This is a genomic window from Streptomyces sp. NPDC002328 (genome assembly GCF_042890065.1).
GTDB lineage: Bacteria > Actinomycetota > Actinomycetes > Streptomycetales > Streptomycetaceae > Streptomyces.
This window is the reverse complement of record NZ_JBIARQ010000019.1, coordinates 1-16,236: the sequence shown is the minus strand read 5'-3', so window position 1 is coordinate 16,236 and position 16,236 is coordinate 1. Positions and strand designations below refer to the sequence as shown.

11 protein-coding genes and 2 pseudogenes are annotated in these 16,236 nt (G+C 72.4%); 4 read left to right on the top strand and 9 right to left on the bottom strand.

Annotated elements, in window-relative coordinates; all coding sequences use genetic code 11:
• Nucleotides 1–27: 27 nt before the first annotated feature.
• From ACFYX4_RS33460 to ssd, 7 genes and pseudogenes are all read right to left on the bottom strand, one after another.
• A pseudogene (locus ACFYX4_RS33460) lies at nt 28–444 on the bottom strand (Rv3654c family TadE-like protein); the annotation flags it as partial.
• 179 nt (nt 445–623) lie between these two features.
• Nucleotides 624–980: pseudogene (locus tag ACFYX4_RS33455) on the bottom strand (TadE family type IV pilus minor pilin); the annotation flags it as partial.
• Complete coding sequence (locus tag ACFYX4_RS33450) at nt 967–1,176, bottom strand: DUF4244 domain-containing protein (RefSeq protein WP_389341358.1); 210 nt, start codon at nt 1,174–1,176, stop codon at nt 967–969. The gene ACFYX4_RS33450 and the pseudogene ACFYX4_RS33455, both read right to left, overlap by 14 nt.
• 168 nt (nt 1,177–1,344) lie before the next feature.
• Nucleotides 1,345–2,142 (bottom strand): type II secretion system F family protein, encoded by a 798-nt coding sequence (locus tag ACFYX4_RS33445; protein ID WP_389341355.1) that lies wholly within the window; start codon nt 2,140–2,142, stop codon nt 1,345–1,347.
• 75 nt (nt 2,143–2,217) lie between these two features.
• Entirely contained in the window at nt 2,218–3,087 is an 870-nt protein-coding gene (locus tag ACFYX4_RS33440; protein WP_389341352.1) for a type II secretion system F family protein, read from the bottom strand.
• Complete coding sequence (locus ACFYX4_RS33435; RefSeq protein WP_389341349.1) at nt 3,071–4,297, bottom strand: TadA family conjugal transfer-associated ATPase; 1,227 nt, start codon at nt 4,295–4,297, stop codon at nt 3,071–3,073. The genes ACFYX4_RS33440 and ACFYX4_RS33435 overlap by 17 nt, the downstream gene beginning before the upstream one ends.
• Complete coding sequence (gene ssd / locus ACFYX4_RS33430) at nt 4,294–5,397, bottom strand: septum site-determining protein Ssd (protein ID WP_389341346.1); 1,104 nt, start codon at nt 5,395–5,397, stop codon at nt 4,294–4,296. Before ssd ends, ACFYX4_RS33435 begins: the two co-directional genes overlap by 4 nt.
• A gap of 577 nt (nt 5,398–5,974) precedes the next feature.
• On the opposite strand from ssd, the gene ACFYX4_RS33425 reads away from it, so the two are divergent.
• A complete protein-coding gene (locus ACFYX4_RS33425) occupies nt 5,975–6,808 on the top strand; it encodes an HAD family hydrolase (protein WP_389341343.1) in 834 nt (277 codons plus the stop codon).
• Nucleotides 6,809–7,199: 391 nt separating this feature from the next.
• Here the strand turns inward: ACFYX4_RS33425 and ACFYX4_RS33420 are convergent, their stop codons facing one another.
• Nucleotides 7,200–8,024 carry an oxidoreductase gene (locus ACFYX4_RS33420; protein WP_389341340.1) on the bottom strand — a complete coding sequence of 275 codons (825 nt, stop codon included), beginning with the start codon at nt 8,022–8,024 and terminating at the stop codon, nt 7,200–7,202.
• Nucleotides 8,025–8,125: 101 nt separating this feature from the next.
• Between ACFYX4_RS33420 and ACFYX4_RS33415 the strand changes: the two genes are divergently transcribed.
• The gene (locus ACFYX4_RS33415) at nt 8,126–9,106 is read left to right on the top strand and encodes an ATP-binding protein (RefSeq protein ID WP_389341337.1); all 981 of its coding nucleotides are present in this window, start codon (nt 8,126–8,128) and stop codon (nt 9,104–9,106) included.
• Between the two features lie 67 nt (nt 9,107–9,173).
• On the opposite strand, the gene ACFYX4_RS33410 is transcribed toward ACFYX4_RS33415, so the two are convergent.
• On the bottom strand, nt 9,174–10,481 hold the full coding sequence (locus tag ACFYX4_RS33410) for a hypothetical protein (RefSeq protein ID WP_389341334.1): 1,308 nt from the start codon (nt 10,479–10,481) through the stop codon (nt 9,174–9,176).
• A gap of 336 nt (nt 10,482–10,817) precedes the next feature.
• On the opposite strand from ACFYX4_RS33410, the gene ACFYX4_RS33405 reads away from it, so the two are divergent.
• Nucleotides 10,818–13,604, top strand: coding sequence for a SulP family inorganic anion transporter (locus ACFYX4_RS33405; RefSeq protein ID WP_389341331.1), 2,787 nt, complete (start codon nt 10,818–10,820; stop codon nt 13,602–13,604).
• A gap of 277 nt (nt 13,605–13,881) precedes the next feature.
• Nucleotides 13,882–15,843 (top strand): acetate--CoA ligase, encoded by a 1,962-nt coding sequence (acs, locus tag ACFYX4_RS33400; RefSeq protein ID WP_389341328.1) that lies wholly within the window; start codon nt 13,882–13,884, stop codon nt 15,841–15,843.
• Nucleotides 15,844–16,236 lie beyond the last annotated feature (393 nt).

The window sequence follows — 16,236 nt, the reverse complement described above, 5'->3', positions numbered from 1 at the left end:
GGTGAGCGGGGACGCCGACGGCAGCGGCCCGGGCACCGGACCCGGCGTGTCCGCCTCCGGAGGGCCCGCCCGTGCCCTGACCTCGGCCGTGAACGGCCCCCGTCCGGACGCCGCCGTCACGTCCGACACCTCCCCCGCCAGCGCGCACCGCACCAGCCGCGCGCCCTGCGCCCGAGCCACCCGCTCCGCCCGGGCGCACGCCGCCTCGACGCCGTGCGCCCAGTGGTCCGCGGCGGCGAGGGCCGCGAGGTCCGCCCCGCCGGCGGCACGGTGCCGGGTCACGACGGCCTGCCCCAGGGCGAGCACGACGCCGAACACCACGCACAGCACCGCGATCGCACCGAGGCTCCAGACGGTCGCGGAACCCCGATCACCCCCGCGTCGGCCGCGCCCGCATCCGGGGGCGTGGAGACCTCGCCTCGTCCGCCCTCGCCGCACTCTCATGGCTCCGTCACCTCCCCGCCGGGCCCGGTTTCCCCGCCCTCCGCCACCGCCGCGTCCGGCCCCGCCCCGGCGCCCTCCGCCATCTCGTCGTCCACCCCTGCCTCCTCGTCCGCCCCAGCCCGCACGTCCGGCCCCGCCTCCGTGTCGTCCACCACCTCCATCTCTGATCCCGCCCGCACCGCCTCCGTCACCGCCACGGCCTCCTCCCGTACCTCGAAGGGCAGCCCCCTCAGCACCGGCGGTTCCGCCACGACCACCACCCGGACCTGGTCGCCCTCCCTGCTGACTGTCACCCGCGCCCCGCTCGGCGCGAGCTCGCGGGCCATCGCGACGACCGCGCTCTCGGGATCCTGGCGGGCGGCCGCCCGGGCGCCGGCCCTGGCGGCGTCCACGCACTGGATCTGAGCCGCCATGACGAGCAGCCCCCACACCAGCGCCATCGTGAACGCCACCAGAACCGGCAGCACCACCGCCGATTCCGCCGTCACGAACCCCCGGTCCGCGCCACGGATCCGCCCGCACTCACGTCTGCGCACTGAGCGCCCGCTTCACGAGTGCCTGCAACTCCTCGGCGACGGTCCCGCTCGTCACCACCTGGTAGAGGATCACCGCGAACGCCACCGCCGCGACGATTCCCATCGCGTACTCGGACGTCACCATGCCCGCGTCCTTGCGCGCCCTACGCGTCCTGCCCGCCAGGGCACGCAACCGCGCCCGTACCGCCTTGCTCATCTCAACCCCCGTGAGGCTCGGTCCTGTGTCTCCGGTCGATGTGTCGTTCTGCTCTTGCTTCTCGTCGTGTTGCTTTGCGCGTCGCGTTGCTCGCTCGTCGCTGCTCGGCCCGCCGGTGACGCTCGTTCAGCCGGCTCATGCGGCGCTGCCGGGTCCGTCACCGTCTCGTCATGGCCCACCTCCTCCCAGCGCCCCGCCCGCCAGGCCGATCACGACGGGCGCGATGCCCACGGCGATGAAAGCGGGGAGGAAGCACAGCCCCACCGGCGCCGTGACCATGACGGCCGCCCGTCTGGCCCGAGCCGTCCCGACGCGCGCCCAGTCGGCACGGGCGTCGGCGGCGAGCCGGGCGACCGGCCCCGCCGCCGGAAGCCCCGACTCGTCGGCCCGCTCCAGCAGTCGGGCCAGGGCGGCCGCGCCCGGAAGGGCGGCCAATCTCCGCCACGCGGTGGCGGGTTCGCCGCCGAGTCTCACCTCGGCGGCACCGCGCGCCAGCCCTTCCCCCACCGGGCCGCCGAGCGCCTCTCCCACCGCCTGCGCGGCGATCACCGGCCCGGCGCCGGCCGCGATACAGGCGGCCAACAAGTCGGCGGCGAGCGGTAGTTGCCTGGCAGCGATCCGCGCATCGGCTTCGCTGACGGCAGTGGTCTCCTGTCGTCGGCGACGCCAGCGCCACAGGCCGACCGCGCCGATCATCCCGAGGGCGAAACCGCCGACGCCTCCGACCACCACCCATCCGGCGCACGCCACCGCCGCCAGGGGCAGCCACCGCCGCACCGCCTCCCCCACTCCGTGGCGCGAGGCCGCCCGCGCCGCGGGCAGGGCGAGCAGTTCCGCGAGCCGCTGCCGCGCCCGCCTCGCCCGGCGCACGGTGTCGAACCATCGCGCCAGCCAGGCCAGCGCCAGCGCTACGCACGCGGCCGTCCCCACAGCCACCCCCAGCCTGTGGACAACTTCCTCACCCATCGCTCCTCCTCCCCTCCTCGGGCCGCACCCGGTTCACCCGAACGGCCCCCGTTCCTCTCCTCACAGCCCTTCTCCTCACAGCCCCTCCGCCCCGCGCACGATCCGCACCGCCCACCACATCCCCACCCCCTCCAGCACCCCGCCGACGACCAGGCACCCCAGCCCCGCCCCCGTGTGCAGCAGGACATGCAGCGGGTCGGCGCCGAGCGCGGTACCGAGGAGGAGACCGAGGGCCGGCAGAGCGGCCAGCATCAGCGCCGTCGAGCGGGCGCCCGCCAACTGCGCCCGCAGGTCGGCCCGTTGGTCCCGTTCGGCACGCAGCGCCCCTTCGAGCCGGTCGAGCCCGGAGGCGAGACCCGCGCCCTGGTCCACGGCCACCCGCCAGCACGCCGCCAAGCCCAGCAGTCCGTCGGCTCCCGGTCGCTTCGACGCGGTCGAGAGCGCGTCGGGCACATCGCCGCCGAACCGTGCGGCCGCCAGCACCGCCGCCTGGGCCTCGCCCAGTCCTCCGGAGTCACGGGCGGCCCGCTGCAACGCCTCGCCGGGCTGCCGTCCCGCGCGCACCTCCCCGGCGAGCGCCGCGCACAGCGCGATCACGGAGTCCGCCCGGCGCTCCCCGGCCCGCCGTGCCTCATGGGCCCGCCGCAACCTGCGCAGCAGCGGCACTCCCGCCGCCCCCGCGACGACCGGCAGCACCGAACCGCCCAGCAAAGCCAGGGCCATTGCGGCGACCGGCGCCCACCACTCGGGCCGCCACCGCCCGCGCACCCGGCGCAGTTCGTCGGCGAGCTCCCGCCAGGACGGGGGCCCAGCGCCGACCGCACCACCCCCCGCCAGCAGCGACTGCGCCCTTCTGGCCGCCGGATACGGCCCTCCCCACAACCAGATCGCCGCCCCCGCGCAGACCAGTGCCGCGGCCACCGGCCCCTCACGCACCACGCTCACGGATCCGTCCCCCTCCCTCGCCCGGCCTGTCCCACTCGCCCCGCAACAGCTCCCACAGCCGCTCCCAGCCCCGCTCGCAGGCGAAGCCCTCCGCCTGCCATCGCAGTGCCGGCACCGTCCGCACCAGTCCCGAAGGCTCCCGTTCCAGGACGTGCACCTCGGCGATCCGTCGCCGTCCGGCCGGGTCGCGCACCAGATGCAGGACCACCGACAGCGCGGCCGCCACCTGGCTGTGCAGCGCGGCCCGGTCGAGCCCGGCCGCCGTGCCGAGCGCCTCCAGACGCGCCGGTACATCCGCCGCGGCGTTGGCATGGACCGTCCCGCACCCGCCTTCGTGGCCCGTGTTGAGCGCGGCCAGCAGATCCACGACCTCACGCCCTCGGACCTCGCCCACCACCAGCCGGTCGGGCCGCATCCGCAGGGCCTGCCGGACGAGGTCCTCGAGCGTGACGAGTCCGGCTCCCTCCTGATTGGCGGGCCTGGTCTCCAACCGGACGACGTGCGGGTGATCGGGCCGCAGCTCCGCCGAGTCCTCAGCGAGCACGATCCGCTCTCCAGGCCCGACCAGCCCCAGCAGGGCGCTGAGCAGGGTCGTCTTGCCGCTCCCGGTGCCCCCGCTGACAAGGAACGACAGCCGGGCCCGCAGCATGGCCCGCAGCACCTTGTCCCCGCCCGGCGGCACCGTGCCGGCGGCCACCAGTTCGTCGAGCGTGAACGCCCGTGGCCGGACGACTCGCAGCGAGAGGCAGGTGCAGCCGACGGCTACCGGGGGCAGCACCGCGTGCAGCCGGGTGCCGTCGGGCAGTCGCGCGTCGGCCCAGGGCCGGGCGTCGTCGAGACGCCGTCCGGCCACCGCGGCCAGTCGCTGCGCGAGGCGTCGCACGGCCGCCGCGTCCGGGAAGGAGACGGCGGCGAGTTCCAGGCCGCCGCCGCGGTCCACCCAGACCCGGTCCGGGGCCGACACCAGCACGTCCGTGACCGACGGATCGGTGAGCAGGGGCTCCAGGGGTCCGCTGCCGACCAGCTCGGAGCGCAGTTGCTCGGCCGCGCCCAGGACCTCCGCGTCGCCGAGGACCCTCCCCTGTTCCCGCAGGGCCTGCGCCACGCGCGCGGGCGTCGGTTCGGCCCCGCTCTCGGCGAGCCACTGCCGCACACCGTCGAGCAGCGTCCCCGCGCCCTTCGGCCGATCGAGCCCAGGTGCCGTGCTCATACGCCACCCGCTTCGGTCAGCGCCCGCTCCCAGAACTCCTTGCAGAACCGGGCGAGGGGCCCGCGCGCGGCGGCTCCGGGCGGTGCTTTCCCGCCGTCCGGGCGCAGCAGGGTCGACTCGACCGGCACCTCCCCGGCCAGCGGCAGCTTGAGCAGCCGCGCCACCTCGCGGTCGTCGAGTCCGGGGGCGTACGGGCCGCGTACCGCCACCCTCAGGTCGCGCAGGACCATGCCGACGGCGGAGGCCACCCGTCCGGCCGCCGCGACGGCGCGCAGTTCGGCGGGGACCACGAGCAACCCGACGTCGAGTTGAGCGAGGGCCTCGGCGACGCCGTCGTCGACTCGGCGCGGCAGGTCGACGACGACCGTGCCGCCCCGGCGCCGGGCCGCAGCGAGCACCGCGCGCACGGCCTGGGGAGGGATGGCGACGCAGTCGCCGCGGTCCCAGCTGAGCACGCGCAACTGGTGCAGCCTGGGCAGCGACTCCTCCAGGGCGCCTCCGCCGACCCGCCCGCGTGAGGCGGCGAACGCGGGCCAGCGCAGGCCGTCGGCGGTCTCGCCGCCGAGGAGTACGTCGAGTCCGCCGCCGAGCGGATCGGCGTCCACGAGGAGGGTGCGCACCCCCTCCCGCGCGGAGGTGACGGCGAGGGCGCAGGCAAGCGTGGACGCTCCGGCCCCGCCGCGCCCGCCGACGACCCCGACGGTGAGGGCGGGGCGGCCGACGCCTTCGGCGACGTCGGCGATGCGGTCGACCAGCCACTGCTCGCCGTCGGGCAGCACCAGGACGTGGTCGGCGCCGATCTCGACGGCCCTGCGCCACACCCCGGAGTCGTCCTGGTCCCGTCCGACGAGGACCACTCCGCGCCTGCGTGCGGCCCCGCGAACGCGGGGTGCGGCGTCGTCCCCGACCAGGACGAGCGGTGCGGACTCCCAGCCGCCCCGCTGCTCCGGCACTGACGGATACACCTCGGGTGTGGCGCCGGCCGCGGCGCACAGCCGCAGCAGATCGTCCAGGAGTGCCGCGTCCTCGGTGACGATCAGCGGCCTGCCCTGCCGCCCTCCGGCGGCGGGCGTCGATTCGTGTGTGACGGCTCCGGTCACGATCCCATCCCCCTTCGCCGCGTGGCCCACAGTCCCTGCGGCCCCGCGATTCCCATGCGTGGTGGAGAACCGGCACCCGGTCCCCATATGAACGGCCGACGGAAACCGGCCTACGTGTCCGGCAAACGGAACCGGCCATGAACTCGGCCCGAGCGAACGCGTCGGAATCACGGTGCGGCGAACCCGGAAATCGTGTGGATCTTGGTGGAAAACTGTGGACGTGCGGAGCGTTGTGAATATCGCCGTCACCCATACCGGTGACCGCTGACACATCCCCTGGACGGCTTCCGCAGAGCAGCCCGACACTTACACACAGTGACGGAGTGCGGGCATGCGAAAGGGGCGGCCTCAGCCGCCTCGGAGCGGCATGTCAGCCGCGAAGAAAGAGGAAAACCCACCCGGACATGCGACGACCCCCGCCGGGGGGGAGAGCGGGGGTCGTCTCCACGGCCGACTCGGGGGGGGAGGAGCCGGACCGGGTTAGCACGGTCGCGAACGATCCGTGACTTCCATGGTGTACCCGAGAGCCCTCTCAGGCAAACCCACACGCCCACCTTACGCCGAATGGGCTGCCCCTATGCTCTGGGGTGTGGAAAACCACTCCTTGCCCCGCACAGCGGCCTTCTTTGACCTGGACAAGACGGTCATTGCGAAGTCGAGCACGCTCACCTTCAGCAAGTCCTTCTACCAAGGCGGACTGATCAACCGCAGGGCGGCCTTGCGTACCGCATACGCCCAGTTCGTCTTCCTCGTGGGCGGTATGGACCACGACCAGATGGAGCGGACGCGCGAGTACCTGTCGGCGCTCGTGCGCGGCTGGAACGTCCAGCAGGTGAAGGAGATCGTGGCCGAGACCCTCCACGATCTGATCGACCCGCTCATCTACGACGAGGCCGCCTCCCTCATCGAGGAGCACCACACCTCCGGCCACGACGTCGTGATCGTTTCCACGTCGGGCGCGGAGGTGGTCGAGCCGATCGGCGAGTTGCTCGGCGCCGACCGCGTGGTGGCGACCCGCATGGTCGTGGGCGAGGACGGCTGCTTCACCGGCGAGGTGGAGTACTACGCGTACGGCCCGACCAAGGCGGAGGCCGTCAAGGAGCTGGCCGAGTCCGAGGGGTACGACCTCTCCCGCTGCTACGCCTACAGCGACTCGGCGACCGACCTGCCGATGCTGGAGGCGGTGGGCCACCCCCACGCCGTGAACCCGGACCGCGCCCTGCGCCGGGAGGCCGTCGCCCGCGGGTGGCCGATCCTCGACTTCCACCGTCCGGTGCGGCTCAAGCAGCGCATCCCGTCCCTCTCGGTCCCGCCCCGCCCGGTGCTGGTCGCCGCGGCCGCCATAGGGGCCGCGGCCGCCACCGCCGGCCTCGTCTGGTACGCCAGCCGACGCCGGACGGCGACCGCCTGAGACATTCGCACACGAGTCGCCCGCACGCGTGTCCGATTGCCGCCTGTTTGAGAGCAAAAGTAAAGAACCGCAGCTAGGGGTTCCGCTTACCCGGGTCCTGGAGTAGAAAGGACTCAACGGCCCGCGAGACCAAGGACATCCGAAAGGATCACCTTAATAACGCATTTGGCCCCACGGACCGGTGCATGAACATTGGGCACCCACGCGACGTCGACCCGTCGATTACGGGCCAGCCGCACCAGGTGACGGGCAAAGTTCCCGACCTGATGGGCGACATATCGAGGACGCCTGGTAACCCGGTGAGCATGCCAGCGGCGGTACGAATCCTCGTACCGCCGCAACCCTTTTCAGGCCCCTCTCACGGGGCCTGTCTTCATGTCCGCCTCCGCCGCTACGCCGCCCCGCGCTGAAGCGCCTCGCACACCGCGGTCGACTCACGGGCGCCCAACTCGATCGCCCTTCCGCAGTGCGCGATCCAGGCCGCCATGCCCGCCGGCGTTCCGGAGACGTATCCGTCGAGAGCCGCGAGGTAGGCCGCCCGGCCCAGCTCGGCGTGGCCCACCTCAGCCGGGCAGACCGACTTGGGGTCGAGGCCGCTGCCGATCAGGACGACGCGCTCGGCCGCGCGCGCGACCAGACCGTTGTGCGAGGTGAAGGGGCGCAGGGCGAGGAGTTCGCCGTGCACGACGGCCGCCGTGACGAGGGCGGGCGCGGAGCTGCCCGCCACGATCAGCTGAGACAGCCCCTCCAGACGCCCCGCGACCTCGTCCGCGGTAGGCAGGTCCAGCTCGATCAGCGGCTCGTCGACGGGCTCGCCGGCCTGCCGCGGCCGGCCGACCTCGTCGCCCTTGTCCGCGGCGGCCACCAGGTGCAGCCGCGCCAGCACCCGCAGGGGTGACTGCCGCCAGATGGACAGCAGCTGGCCCGCCTCCGCGGTCAGCCGCAGGGCCGCTCCCACGGCGAGGGCCTGGTCGTCGGCGCCGAAGTCGCTGCGCCGGCGCACCTCCTCCAGGGCCCAGTCCGCGCCGGACAGCGCCGCCGAGCCGCGGGCGCCGCGCAGGGCGGCCTCGGAGGTGATCGCGGTGCTGCGGCGGCGCATGACGCGGTGCCCGTAGACCCGGTCCACGGCCTTGCGCACGGTTTCCACGGACTCCGCCACCCCGGGCAGCGAGCCCAGGGCCGCGAGCGGATCGGCGGTCGCGCCTGTCGTACTCATGGGTACGACCCTACGCAACCGGGGCGTGCGTCCCACGAAGGAGTGGTCTTCTTCACCCATCCCTGCCGCGTACAGCTATCGTCGCACTACCTTTGGTGAACATGAAAATTGCTTTCGTTGGGAAGGGCGGCAGCGGCAAGACGACCCTGTCCTCCCTGTTCATCCGGTGCCTCGCGGCTGCGGGCGCCCCGGTGATCGCGTTCGACGCGGACATCAACCAGCACCTCGGGACGGCTCTCGGCCTCGACGAGGCGGAGGCCGCCGCGCTGCCCGCGATGGGCGACCGGCTGCCGCTGATCAAGGACCACCTGCGGGGCTCCAATCCCCGAATCGCCTCGGCCGAGACGATGATCAAGACGACGCCGCCCGGCGATGGCTCCCGGCTGCTGCGGGTGCGCGAGAGCAACCCCGTCTACGACGCCTGTGCCCGGACGCTGGAACTCGACGGCGGGGCCGTCCGTTTGATGGTCACCGGCCCCTTCTCCGACGCCGACCTGGGGGTGGCCTGCTACCACTCCAAGACGGGAGCGGTGGAGCTGTGCCTGAACCACCTGGTGGACGGCCGTGACGAGTACGTCGTGGTCGACATGACGGCTGGCTCGGACTCCTTCGCCTCCGGCATGTTCACCCGCTTCGACATCACGTTCCTCGTCGCCGAGCCGACCCGGAGGGGGGTCTCCGTCTATCGCCAGTACAAGGAGTACGCCCGCGACTTCGGCGTCGAGCTGAAGGTCGTCGGCAACAAGGTGCAGGGTCAGGACGACCTCGACTTCCTCCGCGCCGAGGTCGGGGACGACCTGCTCGTGACGGTCGGGCACTCGGACTGGGTGCGCGCCATGGAGAAGGGCCGGCCGCCGCGGTTCGACCTCCTGGAGGAGCCCAACCGCCACGCCCTGGACCAGCTGCGGACGGTCGCCGACTCGGCGTACGAGCGGCGCGACACGGAGCGCTACACGCGCCAGATGGTGCACTTCCACCTGAAGAACGCCCAGTCGTGGGGCAACGAGCGCACCGGGGTCGACCTGGCCGCGCAGGTCGACCCCGATTTCGTGCTCGGCGGAAGCGCCACCGCCCCCGTGTGACGGCCCACGCCTTCATCGCCTCGCGACGCGGGGCGCGCAGACCGCTCACGACGTCTCGGCCCGACGCCTACCGCTCACGGTCCTCGCGGGACGCCTTCCGCTCGGCCGCGGGTGCGCCGGGCGCGCCCTTCGGGGCCGGGGCAGGCGCGCCGGAGAGGAAGGAGTCCCACCCCTGCTCCGGGGCCTCGCCGACGTCGAGCGTGCGCAGCTTGGCCAGGACCTGCGGGTCCTGGGCGTCCAGCCAGTCGGCGAGCTGACGGAAGGACACGCAGCGCACCTCTTCCTTGGTGCAGACGCGTTCCACGACCTCCTCGACGGCGCGCATGTACGTGCCGCCGTTCCAGGACTCGAAGTGGTTGCCGATGATCAACGGCGCACGGTTGCCGTCGTAGGCGCGCCGGAAGCCGCCGATCAGGCCGTCACGCATCTGGTCGCCCCAGTGCTCGTGCTTGTCGGGGTCTCCCTGGGTCGTGGCGCCGGACTGGTTGACCATGAAGTTGTAGTCCATGGTGAGCTGCTCGTAGGTGTGGCCGGGGAAGGGCACGAGCTGCATGGACAGGTCCCACAGGCCCTCCTTCTTGCCGGGCCAGACCTGGTTGTTGACGCCGCTGGTGTCGTAGCGGAAGCCCAGGTCGCGGGCCGCCGCCATGAAGTTCTCGCGGCCTTCGAGGCAGGGGGTGCGGGCGCCGATGAGTTCCTTGTCGTAGTCGAAGGGCAGGGGGGCCGTCTTCGTCAGTCCGGCGTTGGTCTTCCAGGACTTCACGAACTGCTTGGCCTGGGCGATCTCGGACTTCCACTCCTTGACCGACCACTCGCCTACGCCGCCGCCCTTGCCGCAGAAGTGGCCGTTGAAGTGGGTGCCGATCTCGTTGCCCTCCAGCCACGCCAGCCGCAGCTGTTTCACGGTGTCGGCGATCCCCCGCTCGTCGTTGAAGCCGATGTCGGAGCGGCCCGGGGAGTGCTGAGGCGGCCTGTAGAGGTCCCGCTTGTCCTCCGGCAGCAGGTACACGCCGCTGAGGAAGTACGTCATGGTGGCGTTGTTGTCCCTGGACACCTTGCGGAAGTGAGAGAACAGCCGCTGGCTGTCCTCGCCGGCGCCGTCCCAGGAGAAGACGACGAACTGCGGCGGCTTCTGCCCCGGCTTCAGGCGTTCGGGGCGGGGCAGGTGCGGCTGCGCCCCCGTGAACGCGGTCGAGCCGTCGCCGATCAGCCGGTACGCGCTCCTGGGAGCGGGGGCCGGCTGCGCCTTCTGCGGGCCCGGCGCCCCCTCCCCGGAACCGTGGGAGCCGCCGGCTCCCGTCGTGCAACCGGTGAGCGACGCGGCGACGGCCGCGGCGGCCAAGGCGCCCGCGGCAATCCTCTGGGTGGCGGCCATCTCCGCCCACCTTCTTCCTTCTCTAGGGCCAACGCCGGGTGGGGCGTTCTCGGATGACGTGCCGGGACGAGCCGACAGCGCCGCCAAGGTCGCACGGGGTCGAGAAGGAATTAGTACGACAAGCCGACAAAAGGCTCACGTCACTCTTAGGGGTGATCAATTAACCCATTTGCCGGGATTATCCATGCTTGGCCTTTACTCTGCATTACGATCTGTTTACTGAGCGTTGATTTCATCCCGCTGCTGCACGCCGTGACCCACGGCCGCGACCGCTCCCCGTCGTCGACGGGGGCCCACCTGTCCCGCGACCGCGCTGCCCCGGAGGAGACGGGAAACATGTCAGCCTGCGTCCCCACCCGCACACTCGACTCGACGCACACCGAGCGCGTCCACCCGCCCCACAGCCCCCCACCGCCCCGGCACCGCCGCTTCCGCATCGCGGGCGCCGACGTGTCCGCCTCGATCGCCGTCTTCCTGATCGCCCTGCCGCTGTCCCTCGGCATCGCCCTCGCCACCGGCGCACCCCTCCAGGCCGGTCTCGTGGCCGCCGCCGTCGGCGGACTCGTGGCCGGATGGCTCGGCGGCGCGCCGCTCCAGGTCAGCGGCCCCGCGGCGGGGCTCACCGTGGTCACCGCCGACCTCATCCACCGCTTCGGCTGGCGGACGACCTGCGCCATCACCGTCCTCGCCGGGCTCGCCCAACTCGGCCTCGGCTGCCTGCGTGTGGCGCGCAGCGCGCTCGCCGTCAGCCCGGCCATCGTGCACGGCATGCTCGCCGGCATCGGCGTCACCATCGCCGTCGCCCAGCTGCACATCGTCCTCGGCGGCAATCCGCAGAGCTCCGTCCTCGACAACCTCCGCGCACTGCCCGCCCAGTTGGCCTCCCTACAGCCCGCCGCCGTCGCCGTGAGCGTGCTGACCCTGGCCCTGCTGCTGCTCTGGCCCCGGCTGCCCGGGCGGGTGGGACGACTGCTGCGCACCGTTCCCGCGGCGCTCGTCGCCGTCGCCGGCGCCACCGCGACCGCGGCACTCGCCGGGCTGACCCAGCCCAGAGTCGAGCTGCCGTCCTGGCACAGTCACGCCCTGGTCGGGCTGCCCGAAGGGCCCGCGCTCGGGCTCGCCGCCGCCGTGCTGACCATCACGCTGGTGTGCAGCGTGCAGTCACTGCTCGGCGCGGTCGCCGTGGACAAGCTGATCGCCTCCCGGCCCGGACTGCCCGCCCGCGTCGGCCGCTCCGACCTGGACCGCGAACTGCTCGGGCAGGGCGCCGCCAACATCGTCTCCGGCTCGCTCGGCGGACTGCCCATCGCGGGAGTGGCCGTGCGCAGTTCGGCGAATGTGCAATCCGGCGCCGTCAGCCGGAACTCCACGATGCTGCACGGCGTTCTCGTAGTAGTCGCCGCGCTGCTGATGGTCCCGATCCTGGAGCTCATCCCGCTCGCCTCGCTAGCCGCCCTGGTCATGGCCGTCGGCATCCAGATGGTGTCCCTGCACCACATTCGCACGGTGACGCGCCACCGAGAGGTGCTGGTGTACGCCGTCACCACCCTCGGCGTGGTCTTCCTGGGCGTGCTGGAGGGCGTGGCGCTCGGCATCGCCGTGGCCGTCGCCGTCTCCATGCACCGCCTCGCCCGCACCCGCATCACCCACGACGAGAAGGAAGGAGTCCATCACGTACACGTAAGAGGACAGTTGACGTTCCTGGCGGTCCCGCGGCTCAGCCGTGCCCTGCACCTCGTGCCCCAAGGCACCCATGTCGTCGTCGAGTTGGACGGCTCCTTCATGGACCATGCGGCGTACGAGTCCCTACAGGACTGGCAGAAGACGCACACCGCGCAGGGCGGTTCGGTCCAGCTGACCGGCCGCCGCGCCGGCACCGGGACGCAGCACACCGAGCCCACGTTCGCCCAGACGCTGACCCTGGCCGCGACGAGCAGCACGACCCCGGCCTCGGCGTCCGCACCCGACTCCACCGCCACGTCCCGGCCCGATTCAGCGCCCAGCCAGATCGCCGACTGCCGCTGTCGTCCCTGGACCCCCTGGCGCAACCACCAGTGCGAGGGACCCAGATCCGAGCCGCGGCCGGACGACGGTCCCGAACCGGGCTCCGCCGGATCCGCCGGCGATCCGGAGTCCGCTGCCGAAGCCGCGGTGCCCACCGAGGCTTCGGTGGGAAACACCGGTACGGCAGCGGAGGCCACCGGGGTCTCCGGAAGCTCCGAATCCGTCTATGCATCCCCGTCCCAGTCCCTGCCTTCATCCACATCCACATGCACATCCACGTCCCTGTCCCCGTCCCCCGAGTCGGCCGAGCTCGTCGTCGCTGCCGAGCTCTCCGCAGCCGCCGGCTCACCCACGGCGTCCGCGTCCGTGCCCCCGGTTTCCACGGGCCGGGTGTCCGGCCGATCCACTGACCCCGGCGGCTCGGTGTCCCGTGGAGCCGAGCCCAGTGCGCAGCAACTGGTGCGTGGCATCAGCGCGTTCCAGCGCAACACCGCGCCGCTGGTGCGGGGGGAGCTGGCGCGGCTGGCCCGGGAGGGGCAGCGGCCGTCCCAGCTCTTCCTGACCTGCGCCGACTCACGGCTGGTCACCTCGATGATCACCTCCAGTGGTCCGGGCGACCTGTTCGTGGTGCGCAATGTGGGCAACCTCGTGCCGCCGCCCGGCGAGGAGAGCGGGGACGACTCGGTGGCGGCCGCCATCGAGTACGCGGTGGACGTGCTGGAGGTGCGGTCCATCACCGTGTGCGGGCACTCCGGGTGCGGGGCGATGCAGGCGCTGATGAACGCCGAACCCGGCGGTGTGCAGACCCCGCTCAAGCGGTGGCTGCGACACGGGCTGCCGAGCCTGGAGCGGATGGCCGACGAGGGCCGCCCGTGGACGCGGCTGGCCGGACGCGCGCCCGCCGACGCGGTCGAGCAGCTCTGTCTGACCAATGTGGTGCAGCAGTTGGACCATCTGCGCGCCCATGAGTCGGTGGCCCGGGCGCTGCGGGCCGGGGTGCTGGAGCTGCAAGGGATGTACTTCCACGTGGGGGAGGCCCAGGCGTATCTGCTCGCCGGGGCAGGTACGGAGCGGGAGGGGGTGTTCTCCCACGTAGGGGTGCCGGACGTGTCGGCCTGAACGCGGCGCCGGTGCGCGGTCCCGTCGGGGCGGGGTCGCGCACCGGTGTCGTCACGGGCTGAACTCGGCTCCCTCGGCGTCCGTGGGTACGGGTGACGTCGGTCCGCGGAAGCGGGCCGGAACGCGACCCGGACAGGTCTAAACCAATTTTCCGGCGGCCCTTGTCACCGGGCCCTCGGGTCTGATGAGCTGTGGCCTGGGACACAACGGACACCCTTCGAAAGGGAGATGTCGTGAGCAACGAGAGCCTGGCCAACCTGCTGAGGGGGGAGAGCCGATGACCGACGAGCGTGCTTCACTCTCCAACCTGCTCAAGGAAGAGCGCAGGTTCGCGCCCCCCGCCGAGCTGGCCGCGAACGCCAACGTCACGGCGGAGGCGTACGAGCAGGCCAAGGCTGACCGGCTCGGCTTCTGGGCCGAGCAGGCCCGCCGACTGACCTGGGCCAAGGAGCCGACGGAGACGCTGGACTGGTCGAACCCGCCGTTCGCGAAGTGGTTCAAGGACGGCGAACTCAACGTCGCGTACAACTGCGTCGACCGGCATGTCGAAGCCGGGCACGGCGACCGGGTCGCGATCCACTTCGAGGGCGAGCCCGGCGACAGCCGCGCCCTCACCTACGCCGAGCTGAAGGACGAGGTCTCCAAGGCCGCCAACGCCCTGCTGGAGCTCGGGGTTCGCAAGGGCGACCGGGTCGCGATCTACATGCCGATGATCCCGGAGACGGCGATCGCGATGCTGGCCTCGGCCCGCGTCGGCGCCGCGCACTCCGTCGTCTTCGGCGGCTTCTCCGCGGACGCGCTGGCCACCCGTATCCAGGACGCCGACGCGAAGATCGTCATCACGTCCGACGGCGGCTACCGGCGCGGCAAGCCGTCGGCGCTGAAGCCGGCCGTGGACGAGGCGGTCACCAAGGTCGACAACGTGGAGCACGTGCTCGTGGTCCGCCGCACCGGCCAGGACGTCGCGTGGACGGACAGCCGTGACGTGTGGTGGCACGAGATCGTGGAGCGGCAGCCGGCCGAGCACACGCCCGAGGGGTTCGAGGCCGAGCACCCGCTGTTCATCCTCTACACCTCCGGCACCACGGGGAAGCCGAAGGGTATCCTGCACACCTCCGGCGGATACCTCACGCAGGCCGCGTACACCCACCAGGCCGTCTTCGACCTGAAGCCGGAGACGGACGTCTACTGGTGCACCGCCGACGTCGGGTGGGTCACCGGGCACTCCTACATCGTGTACGGGCCGCTGGCGAACGGCGCGACGCAGGTCATGTACGAGGGCACGCCCGACACCCCGCACCAGGGACGGTTCTGGGAGATCGTGCAGAAGTACGGGGTGACGATCCTGTACACGGCGCCGACCGCGATCCGTACGTTCATGAAGTGGGGCGACGACATCCCCGCGAAGTTCGACCTCTCCAGTCTGCGGGTGCTGGGCTCCGTGGGTGAGCCGATCAACCCCGAGGCCTGGATCTGGTACCGCAAGCACATCGGTGGGGACCGGACGCCGATCGTCGACACGTGGTGGCAGACCGAGACCGGCGCGATGATGATCTCGCCGCTGCCCGGCGTCACCGCGACCAAGCCCGGCTCCGCGCAGACGCCGCTGCCCGGCATCTCCGCGACCGTCGTCGACGACGAGGCGAACGAGGTGCCCGACGGCGGGGGCGGCTACCTGGTCCTCACCGAGCCGTGGCCGTCGATGCTGCGCACCATCTGGGGCGACGACCAGCGGTTCCTCGACACGTACTGGTCGCGCTTCGAGGGCAAGTACTTCGCCGGCGACGGTGCGAAGAAGGACGACGACGGTGACATCTGGCTGCTGGGCCGGGTCGACGACGTGATGCTCGTGTCGGGGCACAACATCTCCACCACGGAGGTCGAGTCGGCGCTCGTGTCGCACCCGTCGGTCGCCGAGGCGGCCGTGGTAGGCGCGGCGGACGAGACGACCGGGCAGGCGATCGTCGCGTTCGTCATTCTGCGCGGTACGGCGTCGGAGACGGAGGGCCTCGTCGACGAGCTGCGCGGCCACGTGGGCACCACGCTCGGGCCGATCGCCAAGCCGAAGCGGATCCTGCCGGTGGCGGAGCTGCCGAAGACGCGCTCCGGCAAGATCATGCGCCGGCTGCTGCGGGACGTCGCGGAGAACCGCCAGCTCGGCGATGTGACGACGCTGACGGACTCGACGGTCATGGACCTCATCCAAACGAAGCTGCCTGCGGCACCGAACGAGGACTGAGCGACACCTGGGTCTCCGGGGCGCTTCCTCCCCGGGGAGCCCAGGACCCGGCACTCCCATCCCAAGGGCCCCAGGACAGCGCGGGGCTCCGGGGGGAGTCCCGCGCGTTCTCCGGGGCTCCCGCGGAGTTCACGCGGGACTGCCCCGCAGCTCACCCGGGGAATCCCCCGGGTGCCCCGGGGCTGCCTGGTCTCCCCCGGGATCTCCGGCGCTCCCCTGAGACGCCCCGGAACTCTCTGGGGACCTCCGGCGCTTTCCGAAGACCCCGGCACTCCCCTCAGGGCTCCCTCGTAGCTTGCCCCCGTTATGTTTTCCGCGGTCCTGCAAGAGGGCCGCTGGCCTCCGGGCCCGGCATGACTGTGTCCCCCTGTCGAACGGATGACCTGGGGGGTG